General features: G+C 73.1%; 13 protein-coding genes, 2 tRNA genes and 1 pseudogene. 13 read left to right on the top strand and 3 right to left on the bottom strand.

The genetic code is table 11. The annotated features are described in order from the left end of the window. Positions 1 to 33 precede the first annotated feature (33 nt). The 11 genes and pseudogenes from LZF96_RS26880 to LZF96_RS03055 all read left to right on the top strand — a co-directional run. Positions 34 to 1,986 carry an LCP family protein gene (locus tag LZF96_RS26880; RefSeq protein ID WP_233865370.1) on the top strand — a complete coding sequence of 651 codons (1,953 nt, stop codon included), beginning with the start codon at positions 34 to 36 and terminating at the stop codon, positions 1,984 to 1,986. A 108-nt stretch (positions 1,987 to 2,094) separates the two neighbouring features. Then, positions 2,095 to 2,508 (top strand): ribosome silencing factor, encoded by a 414-nt coding sequence (gene rsfS / locus LZF96_RS03100; protein WP_233865369.1) that lies wholly within the window; start codon positions 2,095 to 2,097, stop codon positions 2,506 to 2,508. Continuing rightward, positions 2,505 to 3,152 (top strand): histidine phosphatase family protein, encoded by a 648-nt coding sequence (locus LZF96_RS03095; RefSeq protein WP_233865365.1) that lies wholly within the window; start codon positions 2,505 to 2,507, stop codon positions 3,150 to 3,152. Before rsfS ends, LZF96_RS03095 begins: the two co-directional genes overlap by 4 nt. Before the next feature lie 256 nt (positions 3,153 to 3,408). After that, complete coding sequence (locus LZF96_RS03090) at positions 3,409 to 3,642, top strand: hypothetical protein (protein WP_233865364.1); 234 nt, start codon at positions 3,409 to 3,411, stop codon at positions 3,640 to 3,642. Positions 3,643 to 4,177: 535 nt separating this feature from the next. Then, positions 4,178 to 4,250 (top strand) — tRNA-Ala (locus LZF96_RS03085). Between the two features lie 42 nt (positions 4,251 to 4,292). Next, positions 4,293 to 4,365 (top strand) — tRNA-Ala (locus LZF96_RS03080). A gap of 222 nt (positions 4,366 to 4,587) precedes the next feature. Then, positions 4,588 to 7,455: a leucine--tRNA ligase gene (gene leuS / locus LZF96_RS03075; RefSeq protein WP_233865363.1), complete on the top strand. Its 2,868-nt coding sequence runs from the start codon at positions 4,588 to 4,590 to the stop codon at positions 7,453 to 7,455. Positions 7,456 to 7,642: 187 nt separating this feature from the next. Then, on the top strand, positions 7,643 to 8,278 hold the full coding sequence (locus LZF96_RS03070) for a hypothetical protein (RefSeq protein WP_233865362.1): 636 nt from the start codon (positions 7,643 to 7,645) through the stop codon (positions 8,276 to 8,278). A gap of 25 nt (positions 8,279 to 8,303) precedes the next feature. Further along, the gene (locus LZF96_RS03065; RefSeq protein WP_233865361.1) at positions 8,304 to 9,164 is read left to right on the top strand and encodes a DegV family protein; all 861 of its coding nucleotides are present in this window, start codon (positions 8,304 to 8,306) and stop codon (positions 9,162 to 9,164) included. Positions 9,165 to 10,221: 1,057 nt separating this feature from the next. After that, the gene (locus LZF96_RS03060; protein WP_308294137.1) at positions 10,222 to 10,974 is read left to right on the top strand and encodes a ComEA family DNA-binding protein; all 753 of its coding nucleotides are present in this window, start codon (positions 10,222 to 10,224) and stop codon (positions 10,972 to 10,974) included. A 359-nt stretch (positions 10,975 to 11,333) separates the two neighbouring features. Then, a pseudogene (locus tag LZF96_RS03055) lies at positions 11,334 to 13,340 on the top strand (ComEC/Rec2 family competence protein); the annotation flags it as partial. Between the two features lie 334 nt (positions 13,341 to 13,674). Here LZF96_RS03055 and LZF96_RS03050 read toward each other — a convergent pair. Continuing rightward, the gene (locus tag LZF96_RS03050; RefSeq protein ID WP_233865489.1) at positions 13,675 to 13,902 is read right to left on the bottom strand and encodes a hypothetical protein; all 228 of its coding nucleotides are present in this window, start codon (positions 13,900 to 13,902) and stop codon (positions 13,675 to 13,677) included. Between the two features lie 157 nt (positions 13,903 to 14,059). Between LZF96_RS03050 and holA the strand changes: the two genes are divergently transcribed. Next, positions 14,060 to 15,082, top strand: coding sequence for a DNA polymerase III subunit delta (gene holA / locus LZF96_RS03045; protein ID WP_233865359.1), 1,023 nt, complete (start codon positions 14,060 to 14,062; stop codon positions 15,080 to 15,082). Between the two features lie 103 nt (positions 15,083 to 15,185). Here holA and LZF96_RS03040 read toward each other — a convergent pair whose 3' ends face one another. Both LZF96_RS03040 and rpsT read right to left on the bottom strand, forming a co-directional pair. Next, positions 15,186 to 16,310, bottom strand: a complete 1,125-nt coding sequence (locus LZF96_RS03040; RefSeq protein WP_233865358.1) for a hypothetical protein — start codon at positions 16,308 to 16,310, stop codon at positions 15,186 to 15,188. Between the two features lie 523 nt (positions 16,311 to 16,833). Further along, entirely contained in the window at positions 16,834 to 17,100 is a 267-nt protein-coding gene (gene rpsT / locus LZF96_RS03035) for a 30S ribosomal protein S20 (RefSeq protein WP_233865356.1), read from the bottom strand. Between the two features lie 442 nt (positions 17,101 to 17,542). Here rpsT and lepA point away from each other — a divergent pair, with 442 nt between their 5' ends. Next, a complete protein-coding gene (gene lepA, locus LZF96_RS03030; RefSeq protein ID WP_233865354.1) occupies positions 17,543 to 19,411 on the top strand; it encodes a translation elongation factor 4 in 1,869 nt (622 codons plus the stop codon). The last annotated feature ends 84 nt before the right edge of the window (positions 19,412 to 19,495 follow it).

The raw sequence follows: 19,495 nt of genomic DNA, 5'->3' as shown, positions 1-19,495 counted from the left end.
GAGGACCGACCGCGGCCCGAAGGGGGCGGACTCGTGAACGACCGACACGATCCCTACCGGGAGTTCCGGGGGTACGACGAATACGGTCGCCCCGTCTGGGACATCCCGCCCGACCAGGGGGCGTGGACCGGTCACGGCACGGGCGAACCGGCGACCGGCGGTCCCGGGGGGTGGGACGGGTACGGGGGTGACCCCGCGTCGGCCGGGAACGCCGCCCGGGGCTACGACCAGGGCCATGGCGGGGGGCAGGGCGAGGGTTACGACGCGGACCACGGTCGGACGGACGACCCCGGGACCGTCCACGGGTACGGCACCGCCGAATGGTCCGGGAACACCGGGGCCGACGGCTGGTCCGCGGGTTCCGACGGCGGGTGGAACTCCGGCGGGTCCGGCGGCTGGGACGGGTACGGTCACGACGCCGGCGGGTGGGACGCGGCGGGCACGGCCGGGGATCCCGGTGTCTCCTCGCGCACCGCCGTGCATCCCGAGGGGCCCACCGTCCCCGGGCCGCGCCGGCCGGAGGACGGCGGCGGTTACGACGCCGGGGGTTACGGGAGCGGGTACGCCGACGGCGCCGGCGGATACGACGACCGGGAGACGGACCGGGGATACGGCGCCACCACCGCCGGCGACGGCCCCGACGACCTCCGGGACCCCGCCGGGACCGGCGCCGGAACGTCCGACGGGAACGGCGACCGGTCCGGGACGGACGACGCCTCCGGCGAGCCCCGCGAGTACCACACCGAGCAGTTCGCCTTCGTCGAGGAGAAGGAGGAGAGCAGCGAGGACGTCATCGACTGGCTCGAGTTCAGCGAGAGCCGGACCGAACGGCGGGAAGAGGCCAAGCGGCGGGCCGTCGGACGGATACGACTGCTGGCGATCGCCGTGGCCCTGGTCCTGCTGGGCGGTATCGGCTGGCTGTGGGTCGGCGACCGGCTGCCCTTCATGGGAGAGGGGGAGACCGAGGAGGAGGCCGCGCCGGGCGTGGAGAACCGTGACGTGATCATCGTGCACCTGCGCGAGACCAACGGGGACACCACCTCCACGGCCCTGCTGGTGGCCAACCGCACCACGCGGCAGGGGACCACCCTCCTGCTGCCCAACGAACTCGTGGTCACCCCCGACGGCGGCACCACCACCCTGGGGCAGGCCGTCACGGAGGAGGGCGCGGCGTCGGTCCGCGAAGCCGTGGGCACCCTGCTGGGTGCCGACATCAGGGGGACCTGGCGGCTGGACACCCCTTACCTGGAGAACCTCGTGGACCTCGTCGGCGGCATCGCGGTGGACACCGACACCGCCGTCACCGACGAGGACGGCGAGGAGGTCGTCGCCGAGGGGGAGGGCACCTCGCTCACCGGTGGTCAGGCCGTCGCCTACGCGGTCCACCGCGCCGACGACGAACCCCAGAGCGCCCAGTTGGAACGCTTCGGGCAGGTGATGTCGGCGGTCTGGAGCAAGATGCCCGACACCGAGGACGCCGCCACCCGGGTGGTGGAGAACCTGGCCCAGGTCCCCGACCCCTCACTGTCGGAGAACGAGCTGGGAGCACACCTCGCCCGGTTGGCCGGGACGGCCTCCTCGAACGCGCACGCCATGGTGCCGCTCAGGGTCCGGGAGGACGGGACGATCGACGACGAGACGGCGGAGAACGTCGTGGCGGCGGTCCTCGGCGGCACCGTGAACGAGGCCGAGGGCGTCCAACTGCCGCGTGTCGCCGTCCGGGACGGTAGCGAGGGCGGCGCGGCCGGTGAATCGGCTCGGGTGCTGCTGGTCAACGGCGGATTCACCGTGGTGGAGACCAGGGCGGCCGAGGAGGAGCTCCCGGAGAGCGAGGTCCGCTACCGGTCCGAGTCCTTCCGGCAGACCGCCATCGAGGTGGCCCGCACCCTGGGGCTCCCCGACGAGGCCGCCGTGGAGGGGGACGTCCCCGGCAACGCGGACATCGTGGCCCTGGTCGGCGCGGATCTCGACCCCGCCGCGGAGTAGGAACGGGCACGCGGCTCCGTTCCGGGGCGACCCGGCCCGGCGGCCGGGGCGCCCCGGGACGTGAGACCCTGGGACGGATATCCGCCGATCGAGGGAGAACCCCCTGTCGTGACCGCCACCGACCGCGCCACGGAGCTGATCACGGTCGCCGCCCAGGCCGCGGCCGACAAGCTCGCGCACGACATCATCGCGTACGACGTGAGTGACGTCCTGGCCATCACCGACGCGTTCCTGCTGGCCTCCGCCCCCAACGACCGTCAGGTCCGGGCGATCGTGGACGCCGTGGAGGAGGAACTGCACGAGAAGCTGGACATCAAGCCCGTGCGCCGCGAGGGGGAGCGCGAGGGACGCTGGGTGCTGCTGGACTACGTGGACATCGTCGTGCACGTCCAGCACTCCGAGGAGCGCGTCTTCTACGCCCTCGAGCGACTGTGGAAGGACTGCCCGCAGCTGGAGCTGCCGCCGGACGCGGTGGCCACCCGCGGACGCGGCGCCGAGGACGGCGGGGAGGGTTCGGCGTGAGCACCCCGCCGCCGCGCCGCCGGATCGTCCTGTGGCGCCACGGACAGACCTCCTGGAACCTCGAGCACCGTTTCCAGGGCACCACCGACATCCCGCTCACCGACGAGGGCCTGGCCCAGGCCCGGCGCGCCGCCGAGATGCTCGCCCGGCTGCGTCCGGACGCCATCGTCTCCTCGGACCTGAGCCGGGCCGCCGCCACCGCCGCCGAACTGGCCGCCCTCACCGGCCTGGAGGTCCGGCGGGACGAGGCGCTGCGGGAGACCTACGCCGGGACGTGGCAGGGGCTGACCCACGAGGACATCCAGGCCCGTCACGGTGACGAGTACGCGGCGTGGAAGCGCGGGGAGCCGGTGCGCCGGGGCGGGGGCAAACTGGAGTCCGAGGTCGCCGACCGCGCGGCGCCCTGCGTGGAGCGCAACGCGGAGAAGTTGCCGGAGAACGGGACCCTGATCGTGGTCAGCCACGGCGGGACCATCCGCACCACCATCGGCCGCCTCATCGGGCTGGAGCCCTCCAGTTGGGAGGCGCTGGGCGGGCTGTCCAACTGCTGCTGGTCGGTACTCGGGCCCGGGGCCCGGGGCTGGCGCCTCTTGGAGCACAATGCCGGCAGCCTGCCGCTGCCGGTGATCGGCGACGACACCTGAGCCGGAGCCCGGACCGCCGGGGGCACGTCGTCCGACGCCCCGGCGCACCGGGCGTGCGCCGCGGGTGTGCGATCGTGCACACGAGGTATCGATCCCGTCTCCCTTCGGGGGAGACGGGATCGTTCGCTTATCGCGAACCGTTCCCCGTGGCAGAATCGTGCCCGCCGGGGCGGGCGACCCGGTGCGGAACTCCCGGCGACCACGGAGGATTTCCACGTGCGCATGGCCTGCGGCCGAGGCTGGAGTTGATCGCGTCATGGGAGCACACAGCAGGAAGTGCGACTGGTGCGGCGGGGCCACCCCCATCGTGCGCGACCTCGAGCCTGTCAACCCCTCCTACCAGTACTGGTGCGTGGAATGCGCCCGGGCGCTGGTCATAAAGGGCGACCCGATCGAGGTGTATCGGGAACTGGAGGGTGAGCCGATCTACGGCCGGCTCCTCGACGAGCACTGCACCCTGAAGCGCTTCTACACCTTCGCCGGAGCCTGAGCCGCTGCCCGGAACCGCTGCCCGGAATAGCCGTCCGGAACCGGGCCCGGGTCGCCGTGGAGCGCTGGACGCCCGATGGGTCGTCCCGGGTCGTCCCGCCCGGTCGTTCCCCGTGAGGCCGTCGGACCGGTGACCGTGCCGGCAGGGCTTCCGGAACTCCGTGTGCCGACCGGCCGGCTGTCGCCCGTTCCCCCGGTGCCCGTTCCCCCGGTGCCGCGCCGTCGGTCGGGGCGCGGGGCCGGCGCGCGGCGGTGTCGAGCGGGCTTTCCTCTCCGGTGTCACCGCACTCCCGTCCCCCTTCGCGTCCCTCGCGCCCTTCGCCTTCGGGGAGGCCTTTCGACCCGCGTTCGGGAGCGCCGTCCCCGGCCCGATGGCCGTCCGACCCACCGGGACGCGGGTTCCGGGCTCGCTCCGGGACCCCGGTCCGGACGGGTTCCCGGCCGGGCCGGGGCGGGGTCTCGGTGATTTGGCATCACACCCCGGGGGCCGTGTACAGTGGGCGTCGCCGCCGCGGGAAACCGCAGGAAACACATCCGGGGCTATAGCTCAGTTGGTAGAGCGCTTGCATGGCATGCAAGAGGTCAGGAGTTCAATTCTCCTTAGCTCCACGGGTTTCGCGCGGTGGCTCCCGGACGCGAGTCGTCCATCACGGGGCTATAGCTCAGTTGGTAGAGCGCTTGCATGGCATGCAAGAGGTCAGGAGTTCAATTCTCCTTAGCTCCACAGCCCACAGCGGGCCGTCCGGATGTCGGGCGGCCCGTTCTGCGTTGTACCCGGTGCGGTACGCTGTGCTCATGCGTGCCGTACGCCTGCTGCTTATCGGGCCGCGCTGAAGGAAAGCCGCCCTCCGCCGGGGCGGGATCAGCGCGGCCGCCCCTCCTGTGCGAGGGGCTTTTTCGCGTTCGGGGCAGCGGCAGAAACGATTTCGACGGAGCTCGAGGGACCATGACCGAGACGTTCAAGTACGGAGCCGCGCTGGCGGCCGACATCGAGGCACGCTGGCAGGAAAACTGGGAGCGGGAGGGCACCTACGAGGCCCCCAACCCCTCGGGCGCGCTGGCGGACGGCTCGGGGCGCGCGGAACTGCCCAAGAAGTTCATCATGGACATGTTCCCCTATCCCTCGGGAGCGGGGCTGCACGTCGGCCACCCGCTGGGGTACATCGCCACCGATGTCTACGCCCGTCGGCTGCGGATGACCGGCCACAACGTCCTGCACACCCTGGGATTCGACGCCTTCGGCCTGCCCGCCGAGCAGTACGCCGTCCAGACCGGCACCCATCCGAGGGTCTCCACCGAGGAGAACATCGGCAACATGCGGATCCAGCTGCGCCGGCTGGGACTGGGGCACGACACCCGGCGCTCGGTGTCGACCATCGAACCGGACTACTACCGCTGGACCCAGTGGATCTTCCTGCAGATCTTCAACTCCTGGTACGACGAGCGGGTCGGCCGGGCACGCCCGATCGCCGAACTGGTCGCCGAGTTCGAGTCCGGAGCGCGTGCCCGGCCCGACGGTCGCGCCTGGTCCGATCTGACGACCGCCGAACGCGCGGACGTCCTGAGTGGTTACCGGCTGGCCTACGCCTCCGAGGCCCCGGTCAACTGGTGCCCCGGACTGGGCACCGTGCTGGCCAACGAGGAGGTCACCGCCGACGGCCGTTCCGAGCGCGGCAACTTCCCAGTCTTCAAGTCCCGTCTGCGGCAGTGGAACATGCGGATCACCGCCTACGCCGACCGCCTGCTGGACGACCTGGAGCCGTTGGACTGGCCCGAGGCCATCAAGCTGCAGCAGCGCAACTGGATCGGCCGCTCCGAGGGCGCCCGGATCGACTTCACCGTCCCGGCGGCCGAGGGCGCCGAGGGCAACGGCGGAGCCGAGCACGCCGTCGCGGTCTTCACCACCCGTCAGGACACCCTGTTCGGTGCCACCTACATGGTCCTGGCGCCCGAACACCACCTGGTCGACGCCGTCGTCCCCGAGGCATGGCCCGAGGGCACCCGACCGGCCTGGACCGGCGGCCGGGCCGATCCCCGTGAGGCCGTCGCCGCCTACCGCAAGCGGACCGCCGCCAAGTCCGACGTCGAGCGGCAGGCCGACGCCCGGGAGAAGACCGGTGTCTTCACCGGCGCCTTCGCGGTCAACCCCGCCAACGGTGAGCGGGTACCGATCTTCATCGCCGACTACGTGCTGATGGGCTACGGAACCGGCGCCATCATGGCCGTTCCCGCCCACGACTCCCGCGACTTCGCCTTCGCCCGCGCCTTCGACCTGCCGATGCGCTGTGTGGTCCGGCCCACCGACGGTCGGGGCACCGACCCCGCCGGGTGGGACGACGCCTTCGTCTCCCACGAGGCCGAGATCATCGACTCCGCCGGCCCCGACATCATCCTGGACGGTCTGGACGTGCCGGCCGCCAAGAAGCGGATGACGGCCTGGCTGGAGCGCGGGGGCGTCGGCGAGGGCACCATCAACTACCGTCTGCGCGACTGGCTGTTCAGCCGGCAGCGGTACTGGGGGGAGCCCTTCCCCATCGTCTACGACGAGGACGGGATCGCCCATGCCCTGCCCGAGTCGATGCTGCCGCTGGAACTGCCGGAGATCGACGACTACAGCCCCCGCACCTTCGACCCCGAGGACGCGGACACCCGGCCCGAGACGCCGCTGTCACGGAACCGGGAGTGGGTGGAGGTCGAGCTGGACCTGGGCGACGGGCCGCGCCGCTACCGGCGGGAGACCAACACCATGCCCAACTGGGCGGGCTCCTGCTGGTACGAACTGCGCTACCTGGATCCCCGGAACACCGACCGCCTGGTCGACCCCGGGGTCGAGCGGTACTGGATGGGCCCGCGCGACGGGATGCCGCTGGGCGGCGTGGACCTGTACGTCGGCGGGGCCGAGCACGCCGTGCTGCACCTGCTGTACGCCCGCTTCTGGTCCAAGGTCCTGTACGACCTGGGACACATCTCCTCCGCCGAGCCCTTCCACCGGCTGTTCAACCAGGGCATGATCCAGGCGCACGTCTACCGGGACTCCCGCGGCTTCCCGGTGCCCGCCGGCGAGGTCGAGGAGCGCGACGGCCGCTGGTACCACGGTGACGAGCCCGTCGGGCGCGAACTGGGCAAGATGGGCAAGTCACTGAGGAACGCGGTCACCCCCGACGAGATCTGCGCCGAGTACGGCGCGGACACCCTGCGGCTGTACGAGATGGCCATGGGGCCGCTGGACGTCTCCCGACCGTGGGACACACGTGCCGTGGTCGGTCAGTTCCGTCTGCTGCAGCGCCTGTGGCGGAACGTGGTGGACGAGACCACCGGTGAGTCGGTGGTGGTCGACGAGCAGCCGGACGAGGCAACCCTGCGGGCGATGCACAAGGCCATCGACGGCGTCGGCCGCGACCTGGACGCCCTGCGGTTCAACACGGCGATCGCCAAGATCACCGAGCTGAACAACCACGTCACCAAGCAGCCCCGGGTGCACCGGGAGGTCGCGGAGACGCTGGTCCTGCTGATCGCCCCGCTGGCCCCGCACATCGCGGAGGAGTTGTGGAGCCGGCTGGGCCACACCGACTCGGTGGTCCACCGGCCCTACCCGCTCGCCGACCCCGCCTATGTGGTGGACGAGACGATCACCTGTGTGATCCAGATCCGGGGCAAGGTCAAGGCACGGCTGGAGGTCGCGCCCGACATCGCCGAGACGGAGCTGGAGAGCATCGCACTGGCGCACCCGGTGGTTCGCGGTGCCCTCGGGGACGCGGGGATCCGCAAGGTGATCGTCCGGGCGCCGAAGCTGGTCAACATCGTGCCCGCCTGAAACGGTCCCCGGGGCGGCCCCGCGCGCTCCTCGGCACCCCGGTCCGTCCCCTAGGGGGCGGGCCGGGGGCCTTCCGGGGGGCGGAGGAGTGCCGTCCGGGCCCCCGGCCCTCTACCCTGGGGAGGGGACGGGCGCCGACCGCCCGTCGTCCACCGACGGCGCAACGCCGAGAGAGACGGAGCGGCTCATGGATATCCTGCTCACCGTGCTCGCACTGGGACTTCTGGCCTTCCTGGTGTTCGTGGCACTCGTGGTGCGCGGGGCCCGGGCCGCCAAGCGCCACATCGACCGGGGGGTCCGCGAGGCCCGCCGCTCCTTCTCGGACGCCGGCCTTCGCGCCCGCGGGGCCCAGCCCGGCCCGATCGGCGAATTGGCACGCGTCCGCCGGGAGATGCGGATGTCCCTGGACCACACCCGCAAGGTGCTCGAGTCCGGATCCTCCGACGACCCGGCCCTGGCCGAGGCCCTGGCCCTGGTGGAGCGACTCGGTGAGCACGCCGGTGCCCTGGATCGGGAGATGGGGGTGCTGATGGACCACGAGCCGAACCGCGCGAGGGTGGCCGAACGCCTGCCCGAGCTTCGGGAACGCGCCGGACGCATCCGGAGCTCGGCCGACTCGCTGCGCAACGCGGCCCTGGACCGGGTGCACCATCACGACGCCGACGAGATCGACGGGCTGCACCGTCAGATCGAGATCGAGTCCGGGGCCCTGCGCCACTGGGATCCGGTCCGGCCGGCCCCGGGGCCGGCGGAGGAGAAGCTGCCGCCCACTGCCGGGTACCGGCGGCTGACCGACCGGAACCGACCACGCGACGCACACTGACGGGGCCTGTCGTATTCTCCGAGCCATGTCCCGGAGATCCGCCTCCCGAGCCCTGGCCGTCGTCACCGATTCCACCGCCTACCTGCCCCGGGCGGAACTCGGACGTCACGAGATCACCGAGGTGCCGCTGACCGTGGTCATCGAGGGCCGCGCGTTGGAGGACGGCACCCCGGAAGCGGCCCGTCGGCTCGAGCGGGCCCTGGGCCGACACGGCTCGGTCACCACCTCGCGCCCCAACCCGGAGACCTTCGCGGCCACCTATGACGAACTCGCCGAGGCGGGTGCCCGGGAGATCGTCTCCCTGCACCTGTCGGCCGAGATCTCCGGGACCCGGGACGCCGCCCTGTTGGCCGCCCGGGAAGCCCCCGTCCCCGTGCGGGTCGTGGACACCCGCATGGTCGCCATGGGACTGGGCTTCGCCGTCCTCGCCGCCGCGGCCGTCGCCGGGGCGGGCGGCACCGCCGAGGAGGCCGAGGCGGCGGCCCTCGAGCGCACCGCCTCCACCCGGGCGCTGTTCTGCGTGGACACCCTGGAACACCTGCGACGCGGTGGGCGCATCGGCGCCGCCCGCGCCCTGCTGGGCTCCGCCCTGGCGGTCAAGCCGATCCTGGAGCTGGCGGACGGGCGGATCGAGATGCTGGATCGGGTGCGGACGACCAACCGGGCGGTGGCCCGGCTGGAGGAACTGGTGGTGGAACACGCCGGCGACCGCCCCGTGGACATCGCGATCCACCACCTCGCGGCCGGCGAACGCGCCGAACAACTGGGGACCCGGCTGCGGGAGCGCCTGAACGCGTCCGCGCCGCCGCACATCAGCGAGGTGGGCGCGGTGCTCGGCGCGCACACCGGCCCCGGACTGCTGGGCGCCGTCGTCGCCCCGCGCTGATCCGGGGGACGCGCCCCTCCGCTCCGCGCCCCGCCGCCGGTCGACCTGCCCGGGGCCGCCGGGGGCCCCGCAGAACCCCGCGCCGTCGTCGCCGTCGTCGCTCTCGTGCTCATGTCGCCTCCCCGACCGCGCCGCCCGGGCGGTCACCGGGCGGGAGGGGCGCCGGCCCGGGCCGTCCGGCATGCGTGCCGGGAGCGAGCGCCCTCACCCCTTATGACGTTCCGGAAGGGCCGTTACCGCGCACGTCGGCGGCTCCTTCATCCGATCGGGTGAGCGAGTTGTCCACAAGCGGGGTGTCATCCACAGAAAAACACCGTCCCCGGCGGGGGATCCGGGTGGTTGCCTAGGGTCCCCGCCCATGAGACACGGATTCCACGACGGCACGGTCGCCGACGAACCCGCGGTCGGTCCCGCCGACGAATTCGGCGCCGGGCCACCCCGGGGCACCGGCCGTCGGCGTCGGGCGGGCACCGGCGACCACCTTGACCCGGGACTTCCGCGGGTCCTCGTCCGACCCGCGGAAGCCCCGGTTCCGGGGTCCGTGGGTTCCGGTCGGAAGGGGGAACCCCGCCCCACCGTTCCCGTACCGATCGACGGAACGGAACCCCCCGGCCTCCCGGTCCCCGCGCCACCGGAGGGTTCGCCGGTCCCCGATCCGGCGGCGCTCGTTTCCCCCCGGGGCACGGTCCGCCACCCCGCGGACGCCGACGGGTACCGAACCGACCGGGACCCGGCCCCGGGGGAGTGGTGGAAGCCGGTCGCCCCCGACGAGCGCCGCGCCCCGGCGTGGCCCGCGACCGGGACTCCCGATGAGCCCCCGACGACCGGCGACGCCCCTTCGGCCGCCACCGGTCCCGGGGCGTCCCCCCGTCCACCCGCCGCGTCGGGTGTCCCGGGTCTTCCCGGTACCCCGGGTACCCATGGTTCGCCCGGCGCGTCGGGCACCCACGATCTTCTCGACACATCGGGGAACGGCGTCCCCCGGGCCCCCGGCATCCCCGGTCCTCCCGGCACCTCGGGTGCTCCCGGTCCTCCCGGTATGCCCGATCGACCGGGGGTGATCGATCCGTCGGCTCCGACGGCGGGAGAGCCGACCGGGGCCCTCCCCGCCGCTCCCGTACGCCCCGTCCTCGCCGAGGCGCTCACCCGCCTGCGGTCGCGGTGCGGGATGGAACCGCGAACCCTTCTCGCACTGACCGTCCTCCTCGTGGTGGCGGTCGGTTTCGCGGTGCACCACTGGTCCTCCTCGCGGCCCCGCCCGGTGCCGGTCGTCGCGGCCTCCCCGGGAGCCCCGGACGGCACCGTCGCCGGAACCGACCCGTCCGAGGGGAACGGCCCACCGGAGGCGGGGCTCCCCCTGGTGGTCGATGTGGCCGGGGACGTCCGGCGTCCCGGCTTGCAGACACTCCCACCCGGCTCCAGGGTCGGGGACGCCATCGAGGCGGCGGGCGGGCTTCTGCCCGACGCCGACCCGGGGGTCCTGAACCGGGCGCGGCCGATCACCGACGGCGAGCACATCCTGGTGGGCACGGCCGGGCTCCCCGACGAGCCCGCTCCCTCCGGGGGAGTCGGTCCCGGTGTTCCCCACCACTCCGCGCCGGGAGTGGCACCCGACGGCCGCATCCTGCTCAACCTCGCGGACGCCGACCGGCTGCGCGAACTCCCCGGAGTGGGCCCGGTACTCGCCGGCAACATCGTCGCCCACCGGGAACGCCACGGTCCCTTCGCCTCGATCGAACAACTGCTGGACGTCTCCGGCATCGGACAGCGGCGGTTGGAGGACATCCGGGAACTGGTGGTGATCCCGTGACCTCCACAGCCCGAACCGGGAGGCCACCGGTCCACCCGACAGGCACCTCCCACCGTCCGCCCGACGGGTCCCACCACGCCCGCCACCCCCGTCACATCGAGGCGGGACGCCTGGGCGATTCCCACCCGCGCGACGAGGGTCCCGTCGACCTCAGGCTCGTTCCCCCGGCCGCCGCCTGCTGGGCGGGAGCGGTCCTCGCTCCCCTGACGCCCCGCCCCCTCCTGCTCCCTCTCCTCGCCCTGTGCGCGGTGGGGGGAGCGATCCTCACCGCCGCGGCCCTGCGGTCGCGCCGTCGTTCCCGACCCTCCGGTCCGACCGGCGCGCGGCCCCGGACCCCGGTGATCTGTGCCGTGGTGCTGATGTGCGCCGCGACCGGCGGCACGGTGGCGGTCCTGCACGCCTCGGCGGCCCGGGCCGGCCCTCTACCCGGGGCGGCCCGGGAGGGCGTCCCGGTGTTCGCCGAGGTCGAGATCACCGGGGACCCGAAACCGGCCCGCGCACCGTCCTTCGGCGGTGCCCGCCCCCTGCTGGTGACGGGTACCGCGCGCCGGGTCTCCACCGACGCCCCCGGTACCGGTGCCGGGACGACGGCGACCCGCACCCCCGTCCTGCTGGTGATCGAGGACGCGCATCCCGGATGGGTGGGGCTGCTGCCCGGGACCACCGTCTCCCTGACCGCCCGCCCCGCCGTGCCGAAGGGGGACCGCCCCGACGGACCCACGGCGATCCTTCGGGTGCGGGGCGGACACGCCCCGGAGGTCATCCGGGGGCCACCCCTCGCGCAACGCGTGGCGGGCCGACTGCGCGCGGGTCTCGTGGAGGCCGTCGCCGACCTGCCGGAGGCCTCGCGCGGGCTCCTGCCGGCCCTGGTCATCGGGGACACCACCGGCCTTCCGCCCGATCTCCTGGACGCCGTCCGGGCGGTGGACATGTCGCACCTCGTCGTCGTCAGCGGCGCCCACCTCGGCGTCCTCCTGGGGGTGCTGCTCGGTTCCCCCGGCAGGGCGGCCCTGGCCGAACGCGGTGGCCTGGCGGCCCGACTGGGACTGTCGTTGCGCACCACCGCCCTGCTCGGGAGCTGTCTGGTGGTCTTCTTCGTGGTGCTGTGCCGCCCCGGCCCGAGTGTCCTGCGGGCCGCGGTCTGCGGTGGGATCGCCATGGTCGCGCTGGCCACCGGCCGAACCCGATCCCTGCTGCCGGCCCTGGCCGCGGCCGTCCTGCTGCTCGTCCTCCACACTCCCGGTCTGGCCGGCTCCTTCGGATTCCTGCTCTCGGTGGCCGCCACGGCCTCCCTGCTGACCATCGCGCCACGCTGGAGCGCGACGCTGCGGCGGCGGGGGATGCGGGCCGGACCGGCCGACGCGCTGGCCTCCGCCGCCGCGGCCCAGGCGGTGTGCGCACCGATCGTCGTGGTGTTCACCGAGCGGATCAGCCCGGTGGCGATCCCGTGCAACATCCTCGCGCAGCCCGCCTTCACGCCCGCTCTGGTCCTGGGGTGGGCCGTACTGGCACTGGCCCCGTTCCTGCCCGGGCCGGCAGCCCATCTCGCCCGGTGGGCCTCCTGGCCCACCGAGTGGATCGCCGGGGTGGCGGTGGTCGGCTCCTCGCTGCCCGGAGCGGGGATCGGGTGGCCGGGAGGCTGGTGGGGAGCGCTGCTGCTGGGAACGGTCACCCTCGCCCTGGTCGCCCTTCTCCGCGGGGTTCCCCGGCGGCCGCGTGGCCGGCCGGTGGTCGCCTGTTGCCTGGTGCTGCTCTTCCTGGCCGTGGTTCTGCGCCCGGCGGGTATCGACCCCCTGCTGCGCGGTCTCACCGGCTGGCCGCCGGGGGGATGGCGGTTGGTCGCCTGTGACGTCGGTCAGGGGGACGCCACGGTGCTCGCCGCCGGACCCGGCACCGCCGTTGTCGTGGACGCGGGTCCCGATCCGGCCGCGATCGACGGCTGCCTGCGCGGATTGGGGGTGCGACGGGTGCCGCTGATCGTCCTCACCCATTTCCACGCCGACCACGTGGCGGGGCTTCCGGGCGTACTGCGCGGCCGGTCGGTCGGGACGGTGCAGGTCTCACCGGTGCGGGACACCCCGGGGCAGGCGGAGTTCGTGGACCGGGTGACGCGGGAGGCGGGAGCGCCGGTGGTGACCTCCCGTCCCGGTGAGCGTCGCTCGGTGGGCCCCGACCTGGAATGGGAGGTCCTCTGGCCACCGGAGGACTTCCGGGGCCACGGTTCCAACGACTCCAGCGTCACGCTGCTGCTCCGCACCGCCGGGATGACGGTGCTGTTGCCCGGGGACGTGGAACCCCCGGCGCAACGGGCCCTGCTGGCCGAGCACCCCGATCTGCCGGCGGTGGACGTGCTGAAGGTGCCGCACCACGGATCGGCGCACCAGCACGCGCCGCTGCTCGAACGCCTCGCCCCCCGCACGGCGTTGATCAGCTGCGGGGTGGGCAACCCCTACGGTCATCCCGCCCCGGAACTGGTCGCCGAACTGGAGGCGGGGGGCGCGACGGTGCTGCGCACCGACCTCCACGGAGGGGTGGCGATCCTGCCGGGTGTCGGGGAGGGGGACGAGCCCCGGGCGGTGTCCCACCGGCCGCCGAAGGCCTCGGAGGAGGACACCGCGGCGGAACCGGGAGAGGAGGATCCCCCCACCGATCCGGGCCCCGGGGCGGTGAACGGCCCGCCGCCGGGGTCGGAGGCGGGGATCACCCCTCCTCCAGCCACCCCTCCCGCGACTCGGCGATCTCCCGCAGCACCCCGGGGTCGTAACGACCATCCGGGTCCTCCAGGACGATCAGCCACTGGGCGTCCTCGGCGTCGTCGTCACCGGCCAGGGCCTCCCGCACCGGTCGCGGCTCCTCGGCGGGCGGGGGGTCGAGCAGCCCCGTCAACTCCGCCGCGAGTTCCTCGGCCGCCTCCCGGTCGGGCAGCACCAGGATGTAGGGGGAGGGGCGGTCGGTACCGGGTGCCTCCCGGTGCCCCCGCGGGGCGGTGTCCTCGCTTCGATCGGTCCTCACCCCCGCAGTATCGCCGATCCCCGGGACGGCACCTGCGGTCGGTTGTCGGCTGGACGTGGGATGCTGGGCCGCGATGGTGGAGAAGACGGGTGCGAAGGCGGCGGGGCGGGGTGCGGCGGGCGCGGGTGGGCGTTCCGGGCCGGACGCCCCCCTGACCGTGGCCGTGGGCCAGGAGGGGTTGCTGCTCGACCGCGCGGTGCGGGAGGTGATCGCCGCCGCCCGGGCCGGTGACCCGGACACCGACGTGCGCGAGTTGAACCCCGGTGACCTCTCGCCGGGCACCCTCGACGAGTTGACCAGCCCCTCGCTCTTCGCCGAGCGCAAGGTGGTGGTCATCCGACAGGCTCAGGACCTGGGCGTCGACGTGATCAAGGACATCAAGTCCTATCTGGCCTCGCCCGCCGAGGAGATCACCCTGGTCCTGGTGCACGCCGGCGGTGCCCGGGGCAAAGGGCTCCTGGACGCGGCACGGAAGGCGGGCGCGCGAGAGGTCGCCTGCCAGAAGTTGACCAAACCCGCCGACCGGTTGGCCTTCGTCCGCGACGAGTTCCGCCGGGCCGGGCGCAGCGCGTCACCTGCGGCCTGCCAGGCGCTGGTCGATGCCCTCGGCAGCGACCTGCGGGAGTTGGCCTCCGCCTGCGCGCAACTGGTCGCCGACATCGAGGGCACGATCGACGAGGCCGTCGTCGCGCGGTACTACACCGGCCGGGCCGAGGCGTCGAGCTTCGCCGTCGCCGACTGCGCGGTCGAGGGGCGGGCGGCGGAGGCGTTGGAGGCGCTGCGCTGGTCCCTGTCCACGGGGGTGGCGCCGGTCCTGCTGACCAGCGCGCTCGCCCAAGGGGTGCGGTCCATCGGCAAGTTGACCTCCGCGCCCTCCGGGATGCGCTCGGCGGACCTGGCCAAGGAGCTGGGAATGCCTCCCTGGAAGATCGATCGGGTGCGTCGTCAACTACGGGGGTGGTCCGCCGCCGGCGTCTCCACCGCGCTGCGGGCCGTGGCGGATGCGGATGCCGCCGTCAAGGGGGGCGGCGAGGACCCGGCCTACGCGTTGGAGCGCGCCGTGGTCACCATCGCCCGGGCGGCCCGTTCACGCTGACACCCGGCGGGGGCCGGCGGGCGTCGGGAGAGCCGCCCCGGGAGGGTCGTCGTCGAGGGCTTCGGGACCGGGGAGGGTGTCGCGTTGCACCGCGCCGGGGCCCTCACTCCGGTGCGGGCGCGGGCGCGGGCTTCCGCAGCGCCTCCAGCGCCGCGAGGGCCGCCTCGTCGAGCAGTTCGGGGAGTTCCGGGAGTGCCTCGGAGCCGGGGGAGGGCCAGTACTGCCAACTCATCCGCAGCTCCATGCGCGCCTCGCGCACGCTCATGGTGCCCCAGACCGGCCCCGAGGGACGCGAGGTGGCGTCGACGACCAACAACGCCTCGTCCCCCACCCCCGGGCGTTCCTCCACCGTGTAGACGGGGTCGTCGATCATCTGGTCGAGACCTCGGAACTCGGCCCGGGTCGCGAAACCCTCGGCCGGGTCGTGCCGGTGGTGCAGGACGGTCTCGACGGTCAGCATCAACTGGCGGTGCACCTCCGCCATCGCCTCGCCCTCGTCCCCGTCGAAGCCGTGCTCCAGGTAGACCGTGCAGCGGGCCATGTCCCAACTGTCCCGTTCCAGCGCCATGGATTGCGGCTGGTAGGCCGGGACCCCGAAAGCCTCCTCGAAGGGGGAGAAGTCCAAGGTCGAACACAATTCCGGATGGTGGTGATGCGGCCCCGGGGTGGCGATCACCGGCACATCCCGGGCGGTGAGTACGACCCCCCAGGTCAGAGAGGCGATCAGCGCTCCCACCAAGCCGGCGCGCAGACGCGTTCCCGAGGGGCTGTCGGCCCGCCACCGGTCGGCCCGCCACCCACCGGTGGGCCTCTCCCGGGCACGCTCCTCGGCCTCCGCGCCGTCGCCCTCGCCGGTACCCCCGCCACGATTCCTGTCCGGTCCCCCGTCCCCGTGTCGACCGTCCGGTCCGAAACGGTGTTCGCCGGAGCGGTCGACGGCGCCCACCCCACCGCTCACCCCGGCCGGGGCCGTGTCACGGTGCCCGGGGACGAACCGTCCGGGCCCCGGGTCGGCGGTCACCCGGCCGGGTGTGTTCACCCCCGGCGGTCGCGCGGCGCCCCACAGTTCGGGCTCACCGATCACCCCGGAGACCGCTCCGTGCGCGGCGGACCGGTCCGAAGCCCGCTCGCGCCGCCCGCCGGCTCCCCGGGGCCGCTCGGGCCCGTCGACCCGTCCATCCCGGCCCTCGCCGTCGTCAGGGGTGTCCCGGCTGCGGAAGAGCGTCATCCGCTCACTGTAGCCGGCGGCCGTTCCGCTTCGGACCCCTCGCGGTCAACCGCACCGACCGACACGGCATCGACCCGCATCGACCGGCACGGCACAACGCGACGAACCCCCGACGGCCGGGGAGGCGGGGGATCCGCGGGGGAAAGCGGGATGACACCGGGAACGGCGTGCCCCCGTGCGCCCGGAAGCGGGGAAGCGGGAGGGGCGGCGTTCCCGAACCCCGGACGGGACCGGAAACGCCGGACCCGGCCTCCCGTTGGGGGCCGGGTCCGGGGGAAACGTCACTCGATCGGGAAACCCGGTGCTCGACTCGCCGGAGGCGGTCTCGAGTTCACCGGGGCGGGCGCCGCACGCACGCACGTGGCGAACGTCGGACGTGTGCGGGGTCCGCCACCGTCCGGGGCGGAGAGAGGGGCCGCCGGTTCCGGAACGGGGTCGACTCGGAGGAGTGCGCGTTCCCCGTGCGGGTACCGATTCATCCGGCCCGACTCCGGACCGGACGGGAACCGTCACCCGCGAGAGGTCAGGCGTTCAGCGCCCCGAGCTTCTTGGCCAGCGCCGACTTCTTGTTGGCGGCGTTGTTGGGGTGCAGCACACCCTTGCTGACGGCCTTGTCCAGCTTGCGGGAGGCGGTGCGGGTGGCGGCGTCGGCCTGCGCGGCGTCACCGGCGGCCACGGCCTCGCGGGCGCGACGGATCGCGGTCTTCAGCTCGGACTTGACGGCCTTGTTGCGCTGCCGGGACTTCTCGTTGGTCTTGATGCGCTTGATCTGGGACTTGATGTTCGCCACGAAATGAGCCTTCTCGGGTTCGGGTTTTCCGATACGGACTGTTTCCGATACGGATGGTGGTGCGCGAGTGGTGCCGGGTCCCGTCCGCGGGTCGATGCCGACGCGCGCGGGGGAAGAGGCACGGCAGTCGACTCTACCAGCGGGCCGAGCCCCGGTCCCAATCGGTGGTCGGGGTCGATCGGTGGCGCGGCGGTCTCCGGGGCGAGCCGGCGTGCGATCCACCCGGGACCCGCCGGTGGAGCACCGCCGGAAGCCGCCGGAAAGCGGGTCGGGAACGGGTGTCGGGCCCCGGGCGCGACGGGCACGACGGTGGGGTGCGGGTGTCCCGCGCCGTCATGGGAGCATTGGGGGAGAACCCCTATCATCCCGGGAACCGCCGGGCCCCGGCCCACCGGACCCTCCCGGCCGCAGATTCCCAGACCTCCACCCGACAGGACCCCGCGTGCCCGCGACGACCCTTTCGAACGCTCCGGAGCCGAGCCGCACCGATCCGGCCGTCATCCGCAACTTCTGCATCATCGCGCACATCGACCACGGCAAGTCGACCCTCGCCGACCGGATGCTCCAGCTCACCGGGGTGGTGGACAACCGGCAGATGCGCGCCCAGTACCTGGACCGGATGGACATCGAACGGGAACGCGGCATCACCATCAAGTCGCAGGCCGTGCGGATGCCGTGGGGGTACGAGGACGCCGCGTACATCCTGAACATGATCGACACCCCCGGTCACGTGGACTTCACCTACGAGGTGTCCCGTTCGCTGGCCGCCTGCGAGGGGTGCGTCCTGCTGGTCGACGCGGCCCAGGGCATCGAGGCGCAGACGCTGGCCAACCTGTACCTGGCGATGGAGAACGACCTCACCATCATCCCGGTCCTCAACAAGATCGACCTGCCGGCCGCGCAGCCGGAGAAGTTCGCCGGTGAGCTGGCGCACCTGATCGGCTGCGAGCCGGAGGAGGTGTTGCGGGTCTCGGCGAAGACCGGCGAGGGCGTGGGGGAGCTGCTGGACGAGGTGGTGCGTCGGGTGCCGCGTCCCGTCGGTGACGCCGACGCCCCGGCCCGCGCGATGATCTTCGACTCGGTCTACGACGCCTACCGGGGCGTGGTGACCTACGTGAAGATGGTCGACGGTCGGCTGGGCCACCGCGACCGGATCCGGATGATGTCCACCGGCGCCGTCCACGAGCTGCTGGAGATCGGCGTCAGCTCCCCGGAGATGACCGTCGCGGACGGCCTGTCGGTGGGCGAGGTGGGCTACCTCATCACCGGTGTGAAGGACGTGCGGCAGTCCAAGGTGGGCGACACCGTCACCCACCAGCACAAGGGGGCCACCGAGGCGCTGGGCGGGTACAAGGACCCCAAGCCGATGGTCTTCTCCGGCCTGTACCCGCTGGACGGCTCGGACTACCCGGACCTGCGCGACGCCCTGGACAAACTCCAGCTCAACGATGCCGCGCTGGTCTACGAGCCGGAGACCTCGGCCGCGCTGGGCTTCGGTTTCCGGGTGGGCTTCCTGGGGCTGCTGCACCTGGAGGTCATCCGGGAGCGTCTGGAGCGGGAGTTCGGCCTCGACCTGATCGCCACCGCACCCAACGTGGTCTACACGGTGACGATGGAGGACCACACCGAGCACGTGGTCACCAACCCCAGCGAGTACCCGACCGGCAAGATCGCCGAGGTCCGGGAGCCGGTGGTACGGGCCACGCTGATCGCGCCCAGCGAGTTCATCGGCGCGATCATGGAGTTGTGCCAGAACCGGCGCGGTGCCCTGCAGGGCATGGACTACCTCTCCGAGGAGCGCGTCGAGCTGCGGTACACCCTGCCGCTGGCCGAGATCGTCTTCGACTTCTTCGATGCCCTGAAGTCCAAGACCCGCGGGTACGCCTCCCTGGACTACGAGACCATCGGGGACCAGGCCGCCGACCTGGTGAAGGTCGACATCCTGCTGCACGGCGACAAGGTGGACGCCTTCTCGGCGATCGTGCACCGGGACAAGGCCTACGCGTACGGCGTGAGGATGGCCTCCAAGCTGCGGGAGTTGATTCCCCGGCAGCAGTTCGAGGTCCCGATCCAGGCGGCCGTGGGGGCGCGGGTCATCGCGCGTGAGACGGTGCGCGCCATCCGCAAGGACGTGCTCTCCAAGTGCTACGGCGGTGACATCTCCCGCAAGCGGAAGCTGCTGGAGAAGCAGAAGGAGGGCAAGAAGCGGATGAAGGTCGTCGGCCGGGTGGAGGTCCCGCAGGAGGCGTTCATCGCGGCGCTCTCCTCGGACTCCGACGGCGGCGGGGAGAACAAGGGTCGCGGCAAGTAGTCGGCGGAGGGTCGACGAGAGGTCGGCGGGCGGGAACGGTCGGGGGACGGGCGGCCCCCGGCCGTGCGCCCCGATCCCCGGCCG

Source organism: Streptomyces sp. ST2-7A (assembly GCF_021390475.1).
In the GTDB taxonomy this organism is placed as follows: domain Bacteria; phylum Actinomycetota; class Actinomycetes; order Streptomycetales; family Streptomycetaceae; genus Streptomyces.
The sequence above is the reverse complement of the archived record's forward strand: the minus strand, read 5'-3'. Positions and strand labels throughout refer to the sequence as shown.

Bases quoted from the DNA above. Each gene is read 5' to 3' on its own strand.
- LZF96_RS03090 (WP_233865364.1), top strand. From the start codon at position 3,409: ATGGGAGCACACAGCAGGAAGTGCGACTGGTGCGGCGGGGCCACCCCC.
- leuS (WP_233865363.1), top strand. From the start codon at position 4,588: ATGACCGAGACGTTCAAGTACGGAGCCGCGCTGGCGGCCGACATCGAG.
- LZF96_RS03070 (WP_233865362.1), top strand. From the start codon at position 7,643: ATGGATATCCTGCTCACCGTGCTCGCACTGGGACTTCTGGCCTTCCTG.
- LZF96_RS03065 (WP_233865361.1), top strand. From the start codon at position 8,304: ATGTCCCGGAGATCCGCCTCCCGAGCCCTGGCCGTCGTCACCGATTCC.
- holA (WP_233865359.1), top strand. From the start codon at position 14,060: ATGGTGGAGAAGACGGGTGCGAAGGCGGCGGGGCGGGGTGCGGCGGGC.
- LZF96_RS03040 (WP_233865358.1), bottom strand. From the start codon at position 16,310: ATGACGCTCTTCCGCAGCCGGGACACCCCTGACGACGGCGAGGGCCGG.